This window comes from Nostoc sp. (assembly GCF_036916975.1).
GTDB lineage: Bacteria > Cyanobacteriota > Cyanobacteriia > Cyanobacteriales > Nostocaceae > Nostoc.
The window spans coordinates 95,250-104,411 of the sequence record NZ_JBALFF010000042.1 but is presented as its reverse complement, the minus strand read 5'-3'; the positions used below and the strand labels follow the sequence as shown (position 1 = coordinate 104,411).

Here is a 9,162-nt window from a genome sequence, read left to right as displayed (position 1 = left end):
TGGTTCAAAATTTCTACAAATCAATGATTTCAACCTTCTTTCTTTACAAAACTTTACAACGTGTCCCATTTTGCACGTATCCCGGCTGTACCCCTTTAACACCCATGCAAGTACAGGCAATTACCCAAGCCGTTGAAAACTTGATACTTCCTACAAACACTAAACCGATTCCTAAGCCCAAACCTGTTAAGCGCCAGAATCCTATAAGTTGAGTTGCGGGAGGGTTAGGGCATAGAGCAGAGGCAATACGGTTCGGTTAAGGGACTTCCAAGAAATAAATTACTCAAATAAACGAACCACAGAGGCACAGAGAAGCCAGTGCGCCCTTGCGGGTTCCCCGACTTGTTCGCGCAGCGTCTCCCCTTGGGAGAAGCAACTGGCGCGACACAGAGGAATGAGGAGAAGAAAGTTTTTTCGCCAGTTTTTTGGGTATTTTTTTATTTGGAAGTCCCTAACGTATTTATTCATCGAAGATACCCCCAATTTCCCGATAAATTGGGGGCTTTTTATTATTATTAGGGACTTCCAACAATTTATCGGGGGTCGCCACAGGCGGGGGGATCTTATCCGAACCGTACCGTATTGAGAGCAGAGGGGCTTTTACCGTCTGCCACCACCACGATGAGGCACTTCAGATACATCAGCGTCTTGTAGCTTTCTTTTTGGTGCAAAGACTTCTTGATGTTGTTGCGCCTGTTGCGGCTGAATTTTTTCCTGTGCAAACTTTACACGGGTACGAACTCCGAGATCAACATCTTTATCGAGCATTTGCTGAAGTTGATTTGTAATCCGCGACGCTTGATCGGGTAAAGTGACTGCTATGGCGATCGCTAGTGTTTCTAAACTCGTCACTGCTGCATAGCGCACTACCCACTCTGGATCTTGAGAAATTAGTAATAGCGCCTCTAATACCTGAGTTTGAATAGATTCTAGTTTTTCAGGCGGTACTTGCTGCCAGCGCAAAGTGCCTAATCCCCTGGCAGCTGCCCGCCGCACACTCAGAGAAAAATCGGTCTTTGCTGCCTCTAACAAAGTATCCAGCGCCCGGACATCGCCAATTCCCGCTAAGGCACGAATAGCCCAGGCTCTAGCACCATAGTTGTAGCCATCAATTAGTTGCAATAGTGGCTGCACTGCGGCTTCCCCGATCGCAATCAGCCCATCTACCGCCGCCACCGCCGCCCCTGGATTGTTGTAGCCTAAAGCTGCAATTAGTGTAGGAACAGCTTCTTCTATATCGGCTGCTGCTAACTCCTGAACTGCGTCTAATAACCGATCGGAGGAATCTGCTTCTTCTACAGCACGGATCAATATTTGGGCTAAATCGCTGTTATTCATAATCATTTTTCATGAGTAATTTGCCGTCAGCCAATTGTAGCTTAAGCTATCCGTAGTTGACATCATACATAAACCCCCTAGCCATGATTTTACAGTCAGCTAGGGGGTTTATGTGTGGTAAAAATTTGATTGTAACGTATTAATAAGAACTGATTATCTAGAATTTATGACTACAACAGCGAGTCCATCAAATTCATCACTTTAATCGCACCTTCTGAGAAAGTGCTTGATGTTATGTGATTTACTTGATGTTCTAGTAATCCTTTAAGAGAAATTAGCTTCAGGCTATTTTCAGCAAGAGTCTGTGCGATCGCATCTGCTGCGGGTAGATATCCAATCGCTCCCAAATCTGCCAACACTGCTCGACGCAATTGCAATTTCTCTCCCCCCAGAGCTTGTATTAACTTTTCTCCATAAACTGGTTCTTGGGTTAATTGATACATGGCTCGTGCGGCAGAATATTGCACCAATTCGATTGGATGCTCTAAGAATGCCTTTATCAAAGGGGCAAACTCATTCGCCCTCAAAGTTCCCAAGGCTTCTAAGATAGCGTCGTAGGGTTGAGATAAATCAGGCTGTGATATCAGCTGTCCCTGCAAACCTACTCCTAATAGCTTGATTAGCGCCGGAATACAAACCGGATCGCCTAGCATCTCCAAGGATTGGGCCGCCGCTTCCCGTACATAAAAATCTGAGCAGTCTAAACACCCAATTAAAGGTGATACTGCCTGGCGATCGCCAAGTTTCCCTAAAGCCCTAGCTGCGTTTCGTCGTAGAGGATATCCGCCTTCTGGTGTCCTGTCGGCTTCATCCTCTAAGGCTTTGATCAGCGCTGTAACCGCAGCTGGTTCATTTATGCGAAACCTTCCCAACCACCAGGCAGCATAAAATCGCAGACCTAAATCTGTACTTTCCAGATTAGCTAGAGCCTGCTCTACCGTTAAAGATCCACCGTCGGTATTGTCAACTGTCAGTGATAAATCTTTAATGTTCTCCAGACTGGGATTCATGGTTCTGTTCGCTATGTGTTGTCTCAGCGTTCAATGGCTGAATGCTGACTATTTTGCCACCCAAGCGAGTAATGCGCTGCATTTCCTGATTCATCCGGTTTTCAGGCACCGTGATAAATACACTGGCACTAGAACGAATGGGATAGTTTACTTTTTCTGTTTCTTCGCTTTGGCGCAGACCTACTACTTCATAGCGGAAGGAGCGGTTACTATTTGTACCATTAATTAATCCAAGCATAAATCAATTCCAAATTTATAAATTGAAGTTGTCATTAGTCCTTGGTCTGAAATTAATGACTAATGACTAATGACCAATAACACTAAAGTGGCTTCACACTGGCGATTTTACCACCTTGTTTTACCACTCTCTGGAAGTAAGCAGATAGTCCTTCATAGGGTACAATAACAGCTTGATTGACCCGGCGTGTGCTAGGATAACCAGCTCCAAAAACGCCTGCAACTTCAATGCGGTAGAGTCTGCCTTCTTGTCCGAAAGTTCCTGCACCACCGAAAGTACTGTTGGGGGTAACGCCTTTTTCAGGAGCAACGTAAGAAAAGCCAGAAGGCCCACCAGATGGAGGAACAACAACAGATGCACTATTGCGACCTAGTTCACCGGCAAGGCGAGGGGAATTACCTTTAAGTTGGGAGGTATCGCTACTGGCATAGCCGCGATAAAGTTGGAATATCCGGCTAAATCCGACAGTTTTCTGACCTGTTTGGGTTTCAAAGCCGCGATAGAAAGGCACAATATTTTCACCAAAGCTACTTTGATACTCTGCCGAATCAATATAAGAATCAATGTCGGCTTCATATCCCTTGGTTTGATATAAGTCTAAGTGATAAATCACCTCAGATTCATCATAGGGAGCGCGACCCAACAAATGTTTATAGTTGAGTTCAATGACGCGAGTTTGAAAACTGTTGTAGAAAAACTTGGATTTGTATAGCTCTGATTTAGCTACTTGACGCACAAACTCTTGTACTGTAGTTTTCCCATCGCGCAGAATAGATTCAGCACTTATGAGACGCTCAGATTTCATTAAGTAATCGTTGCCCAACAGCTGACGATAGACGGCAGCAATTACCTTCTCTATGTCTTCTTTAGTTGCATTTGGGCGCAATTCTACAGGAGCATTATCAGTAAAAGCTTCTGTTCCCAAACGGGATGCTGCTGTTGTAATAGCCATTGGTAATTTTCCTTTTGTAATTGGTAGGGAAAAGTGAGGAGTTAGTAGTTAAAAGTTCAAACTAGGGGTATTAGGAATTCAAAACTCCTCACTCCTAACTCCTAACTCTTCACTTAATTCCCGATTCCCTAATTTATACAGGTGTGATGCTAATCACCTTGCTGCCCTTACGATTAAGCTGCTGCAATTTGCTAGAAAGTTGTTCGTAGGGTACGACCAATTCCGCAGTACTTCGTCGCACTACAGATGAGTTTGGAGAAGCTGCTTGTAGTACCCTAATTCGGTATGTTTCTCCTCTGCCACCTGATGAGAGACCCGTTAAGGCTCCTGTAGAGACTGGGTAGATGGGTGAAGCCAGATTCTTAGCTATTTCCCAAGTTAGACGTCCTTGTTTTAGCCCTTGAGCGCGATCGCTATTGGCATAACCCCGATACAGTTGGAACAGTCGGCTATAGCCAACGTTTTTCTGCCCTACTGGGCTATTAAAGCCACGATAGTATGGTACTATGTTTTCCCCAAAGCTTTCTTGATATTCTAATGAGTCAATGTATGAATTAATCTCAGCTTCGTAACCTTGTGAGTTGTAAAGCTCAACATGGTACGAAATCTCTGACTCATCTTCTGGGGCGCGACCCAACAAATGCTTATAATTCAACTCGATAAAGCGAATTTGCGAGTTTGAATGGAAAAACTTTTCTCGATAGAGTTCCGACTGAGCAATGGCTAGCACAAAACCCCTAACTGAAATCGCACCTTGCTGTAACAGTGATTCAGCACTGACAAGACGCTCTGATTCCATTAGGTATTCATTACCCAAAATGTGACGGTAAGCTGCCCGGATGATCACTTCCACATCCGGTTCTGTTCTATCAAGACGTAGTTCTGCCAGTCCTGAGTTTTCAAAGGCTCCAATTCCTAGCCTTGCGGCTTGTCCCAATGCCATCTTTAAACCTCCTCAGTTTTAACTGGAAAACTGAAAACTTTTTAGAAAATTTTTTTCTAGTTTTTTAACAAGAAAGAATACATGCCTCAGTTGGCAGAATTCAGATTTTAATTCTATGGTGCTGATGAGCCACTGCGCCCTTGGAGTTAAGAGACTTGTTTGCTATTAGGGCTCTGGCAGGGGTAGCAACTGCCGTTAGCGTAGCGTCACCCGAAGGGTGGATAACGCAACACAAATTAAATCCAGAAACGTCTGAATCAACGGTGAAACACCACACTAAATATGCATTAGCGGACAAATTTAGTAGTGGCGGGTCTGCATCCCACACTCAAAGTTTTCTGAATTCTGTGCTTTTAATTCTGCATTCTTCTTTAACAGTCTTTTGAAAATAAAACTGCCCAGAAAGGTAAACCAACTCCTAGCAATTTGCTAACAGAGCTTGTTTTCCTTTCCGGGCTTAATGCACTCTTTAGCTTAGAGCGTTAATTGCGTAGTCGATGTAGGAATTAGCTTCTACAGCAGGGTCGCCACTTAGACCGTGGTTAGCCTTGATGTACTTGAGAGCTTCAACGTACCAGCTGGGAGATAGATCAAAGGTGCGGTTGATTTCAGCTAAACCAGAAATCAAGAAGTCATCCAAGGGGCCTGTACCACCCACAACTAAGGAATAGGTAACAATCCGCAGGTAGTAGCCGATGTCACGCGCACACTTTTCTTTACCAGTGTTGGTAGAAGCAAAGTTAGGGCCTTGTTGTTGAGTGGTGTAGGGGAACTTGTTGTACACCGCTTGAGCTGCGCCTTCTGTCAAACGTTGGGCATTACCACTCAAAGCTTTTGCTGCTTCTAAGCTAGCTGGAGCTTGGCGGAAACGACCAAAAGCGGTTTGAATTTCGGTGCTGGAAAGAAAGCGACCTTGAGAATCTGCGGCTGCAACTGCTTCGGTAAGAGGTGTTTTCATGGGTTTAGTATCTCCTTATTTACAATCTTGTTGAAATTTCTTTTCTCTAACTGACAATAGTCAGTCAATGAGTCTTAAAGCGGGTTTAGTTTAGCCTACTGCTGCGGCTGCACGATCAAAGTAGCTAGCAACTTCAGATAATATTGCGCTGCAATCGCCTCTGGTGATACCGTTGGTGTCGCCAGCAAGAGCAAGAGCTGCATCCTTCATTTTTTGCACGCCAACTGCTACTGAAGCACCAGGAGTTCCTAGCGCCAAATAGGTTTCGCGTAGACCGTTTAGACAACGGTCATCTAACACACTTGCATCACCAGCAAAGATTGCATAGGTGACATAGCGGAGGATGATTTCCATGTCGCGCAAGCAAGCAGCATTTCGGCGGCTAGTGTAAGCATTACCACCAGGAGCAATCAACTGAGGTTGTTCTGCGAACAAAGCGCGAGCTGCATTGGCAACAATTGCTGAGGAGTTGCTGGTAATCCGGTTTACGGTATCTGCACGCTTGTTGCCATCTTTAACGAGGGCGCTTAAAGCGTCCAACTGAGCAGCGCTGAGATATTCACCGCGTGCATCAGCTTGGGTGATTACTTTTGCAAATGCATCTAAAACCATTGCTTTTGTCTCCTAGTTGGCTTGGTTAAGGATAATTGGACTCAAAACTGAATAGTTCAGTTTATTTTTGATGTCAGCACTGCCTGACGAGTTACGAAAGGTTCAAAACAGACATCCACGCAATAAGTTTACAATCTCTAGGCTTTCAGATTAAAATTTTTGTTACAAAACTTCAAACTTCTGTGAACGACTGAAAAACCTGATTAAGATGTTGTTTTTTCCTTCTAAGTTATCTTTATACAATGCTGTTGCGTCATTATTTATTACAAATTATTGTTATGTTTGTTAATTCCGTTTACATAACTTTACACTTTTCTCAAACCCCAAAGATGGGATAATTCATCTCTGGGAAATCCGCTTAAAGGTGCTTCAGCGTAGCCCGCCGCAGTCATCGTACTACTGCCTTAAGGAGTATTATTTATTGCTTAAAATACGGTATAAAGCTAAGTAGGTAGGTATAATTAAATATAAAACCTCACCCTGCCTCCGGCTTCCCTCTCCGATACTTTGGAGAGGGATTGAGGGTGAGGTTTGATCTTAAATTTATAGGACTTACAAAAACTCTCTTTCCTCTTATTCCTCCGTGTCCTCAGCGTCCTCTGTGGTTCGATTTTCCGCTCCTTGTGCGTAAGTCCTGATTTAATTATGCCTACCTACTTAACAATGCTTGGATTAAATAACGAACCACAGAGAACACAGAAAGAAAGATTCTAAAATTTGGAATACTCTAAGCTAGGGCTTACGCATCACATAGCAAATGTAAGGGCAATTCGTGAATTGCCCCTACGGAAAATCAAGGATTTTACTGCCTTTTTGTGTAAGTCCTATAAGCATTGTTGACTTGACGGACACTTTCCTTAAGTCGGGAAACCCGCCGACGCTTTGCGGTTGGTTCCTTTAGCCTTCAAACTTCGCTTTACACAGTACTAGCCTCTGCCAAACACACTCCCAATGGCACGCGCCATATTTTGTGGCTGCATTGCATCCATTGCGGCGGTAGGTTCGTAGCCGCAGTGAACCATACAATCGGCACATTTGGGATTACCACTCTTCTGGCCGTATTGACTCCAGTCAGTTTGTGCTAGTAATTCCTTGAAGGTAGAGTAATAACCTTCGTTGAGCAGATAGCAAGGTTTTTGCCAGCCGAGAACGCTATAACTAGGGCTACCCCAAGGCGTACATTCGTAGTCCTTTTCACCAGTGAGAAAATCTAAGAACAGTGGATTGTGATTGAAGTTCCAATTTTTTTCACCAGCTTTGTATGGAGCGAGAATTTGCCGAAACAGGGTGCGTGTTTGTTCTCTGTGGAGAAAATGATCTTGATCTGGTGCCCACTCGTAACTGTAGCCGGGAGAAATCATCATCCCGTCAATATTAAGTGTGTCCAAAAAGTCGAAAAACTCTTGCATATCTTTAGGTTGAGTACCTTCAAAGATAGTAGTGTTAGTGGTAACACGGAAGCCTTTAGCTTTAGCGGCGCGAATCGCTTTGACAGCAGTATCAAAAACACCTTTGCGATCGACACACTGATCGTGCAACTCCCGCATCCCATCTAAATGCACACTAAAAGTTAGGTAAGGAGAAGGTTGAAACTTATCTAGGCTCTTTTCTAACAACAAGCCATTGGTACACAAGTAAATATATTTCTTGCGCTCAATTAATCCCTGAACAATCTGATCAATTTGGGGATGTAGAAGCGGTTCTCCCCCAGGAATTGAGACAACTGGTGCGCCACACTCTTCTACTGCGGCAAAGCACTGTTCTGGGGTGAGATTTTGCTTTAAAATTTCCTTTGGATGTTGTATCTTACCACAACCAGTACAGGCTAAATTACACCGAAAAAGAGGTTCCAACATCAATACTAATGGGAAGCGTTTACGTCCTTTTAAACGCTGGGTAACAAGATACTTCCCAATATCCATAGCTTGTTGTAGATTAACTGCCATTGTTGCGATCGCTCCTCTTTAGATATAAATACACCACTGGAAAAGGCTTGGCGAATAGAATTCGCGGCTACACAAACAAAGCCCACCTCCGTGGGCTAAGAGAAAATTAAGGTTTTTAACCCACGGAGGTGGGTTTTGCCTGTATAGATGTGGTTTCTAACCGCCCTGACTGCTATATTTCTCATTTAACATACCCATGAGCAACAAACCAATCTACAGCATCCTTGAGTGCCGCTTTTAAGGGAGATTGAGGTAGACCCAACTCTCGTACAGCCTTAGCGGCATTGTAATACATAGGTTGTTTCGCCATCCGAACGCCATCCAATGGCACTGAGGGCGATTTCCCCAAGGGTGCGAGAATCTTTTCATCAACCCAGGCAACACTAAGGGGTAACCAAGTCGGTACTGTTCGTTGAGGTGCGGTTAAACCTGTGATATCGGCGAGTTGTTCGAGTAGTTCCTTGAGGCTGAGGTTTTGATTACCTAAGATATAGCGATCGCCTGATTTACCCCGTTGCAAAGCCAGTAAATGTCCCCATGCCACATCCCGCACATCGATAAAATTCAAACCAGTATCTAAGTAAAAGGGCATTTGCCTTCGTAAAAACCGTACTATTATATCACCTGTTGGGGTAGGTTTGATATCCAACGACCCAATTGGGCTGCTGGGATTGACTATAACTACTTCTTGACCTTTAGCAACGGCTTGCATGGCTTCTTGTTCAGCCAAAAATTTAGACTTTTTGTAGTCACCAACCAACTTTTCTAAGGGACTCTGATGTGTTTCATCCACAACTTCCCCAGATGATCTTACCCCAATTGCCGCTACTGAACTAGTATAAACGGTGCGCTCAATGCCAGCTTGGCGGGCTGCTGCCAATACATTGCGCGTACCCAGGACATTGTTATGGTGAAGTAACTCCCGGTCTGTTTGCCAGAGGGAATAATGGGCTGCCACATGAAATAAATATTGACAACCTCTCATCTGTTGCCAGAGATTTGGTGAGTTCAAATCGCCTTTGACAATTTCCACCTCCAAACCTCGGAGATTCTCCAGATTGCTGCTTGAGCGGACTAGGGCTTTGACATCATATCCCTGTTGGAGTAACAACCGTACCAAGTGGGCACCAATAAAACCCGTACCCCCTGTGACAAAAACCTGCAT

Annotated in this window: 9 protein-coding genes and 1 pseudogene; 1 reads left to right on the top strand and 9 read right to left on the bottom strand. The window is 44.3% G+C overall.

The genetic code is table 11. From position 1 onward, the window contains the following. A partial coding sequence (locus tag V7K73_RS09875; RefSeq protein WP_442936748.1) for a hypothetical protein occupies positions 1-212 on the top strand: 212 nt, incomplete at its 5' end. A 388-nt stretch (positions 213-600) separates the two neighbouring features. Here the strand turns inward: V7K73_RS09875 and V7K73_RS09870 are convergent. From V7K73_RS09870 to hpnA, 9 genes and pseudogenes are all read right to left on the bottom strand, one after another. Then, positions 601-1,338: a HEAT repeat domain-containing protein gene (locus tag V7K73_RS09870; RefSeq protein ID WP_334879419.1), complete on the bottom strand. Its 738-nt coding sequence runs from the start codon at positions 1,336-1,338 to the stop codon at positions 601-603. Positions 1,339-1,508: 170 nt separating this feature from the next. After that, positions 1,509-2,348 carry a HEAT repeat domain-containing protein gene (locus V7K73_RS09865; protein WP_334879417.1) on the bottom strand — a complete coding sequence of 280 codons (840 nt, stop codon included), beginning with the start codon at positions 2,346-2,348 and terminating at the stop codon, positions 1,509-1,511. A 25-nt stretch (positions 2,349-2,373) separates the two neighbouring features. Then, a pseudogene (locus tag V7K73_RS09860) lies at positions 2,374-2,586 on the bottom strand (phycobilisome linker polypeptide); the annotation flags it as partial. Positions 2,587-2,668: 82 nt separating this feature from the next. Then, positions 2,669-3,538, bottom strand: a complete 870-nt coding sequence (locus V7K73_RS09855; protein WP_334879415.1) for a phycobilisome linker polypeptide — start codon at positions 3,536-3,538, stop codon at positions 2,669-2,671. Between the two features lie 133 nt (positions 3,539-3,671). Beyond that, a complete protein-coding gene (locus V7K73_RS09850; protein WP_334879413.1) occupies positions 3,672-4,481 on the bottom strand; it encodes a phycobilisome linker polypeptide in 810 nt (269 codons plus the stop codon). A 469-nt stretch (positions 4,482-4,950) separates the two neighbouring features. Further along, a complete protein-coding gene (gene cpcA, locus V7K73_RS09845; RefSeq protein ID WP_334879411.1) occupies positions 4,951-5,439 on the bottom strand; it encodes a phycocyanin subunit alpha in 489 nt (162 codons plus the stop codon). Positions 5,440-5,529: 90 nt separating this feature from the next. After that, positions 5,530-6,051 carry a phycocyanin subunit beta gene (locus V7K73_RS09840; RefSeq protein WP_334879409.1) on the bottom strand — a complete coding sequence of 174 codons (522 nt, stop codon included), beginning with the start codon at positions 6,049-6,051 and terminating at the stop codon, positions 5,530-5,532. Positions 6,052-6,977: 926 nt separating this feature from the next. Beyond that, entirely contained in the window at positions 6,978-7,997 is a 1,020-nt protein-coding gene (hpnH, locus tag V7K73_RS09835) for an adenosyl-hopene transferase HpnH (RefSeq protein WP_334879408.1), read from the bottom strand. A gap of 181 nt (positions 7,998-8,178) precedes the next feature. Continuing rightward, the gene (gene hpnA / locus V7K73_RS09830; protein WP_334879406.1) at positions 8,179-9,162 is read right to left on the bottom strand and encodes a hopanoid-associated sugar epimerase; all 984 of its coding nucleotides are present in this window, start codon (positions 9,160-9,162) and stop codon (positions 8,179-8,181) included.

Coding starts and splice junctions, on each gene's coding strand:
- V7K73_RS09850 (WP_334879413.1), bottom strand. CDS start 4,481: ATGGCATTGGGACAAGCCGCAAGGCTAGGAATTGGAGCCTTTGAAAAC.
- hpnA (WP_334879406.1), bottom strand. CDS start 9,162: ATGCAGGTTTTTGTCACAGGGGGTACGGGTTTTATTGGTGCCCACTTG.
- V7K73_RS09840 (WP_334879409.1), bottom strand. CDS start 6,051: ATGGTTTTAGATGCATTTGCAAAAGTAATCACCCAAGCTGATGCACGC.
- V7K73_RS09865 (WP_334879417.1), bottom strand. CDS start 2,348: ATGAATCCCAGTCTGGAGAACATTAAAGATTTATCACTGACAGTTGAC.
- cpcA (WP_334879411.1), bottom strand. CDS start 5,439: ATGAAAACACCTCTTACCGAAGCAGTTGCAGCCGCAGATTCTCAAGGT.
- V7K73_RS09870 (WP_334879419.1), bottom strand. CDS start 1,338: ATGAATAACAGCGATTTAGCCCAAATATTGATCCGTGCTGTAGAAGAA.
- hpnH (WP_334879408.1), bottom strand. CDS start 7,997: ATGGCAGTTAATCTACAACAAGCTATGGATATTGGGAAGTATCTTGTT.
- V7K73_RS09855 (WP_334879415.1), bottom strand. CDS start 3,538: ATGGCTATTACAACAGCAGCATCCCGTTTGGGAACAGAAGCTTTTACT.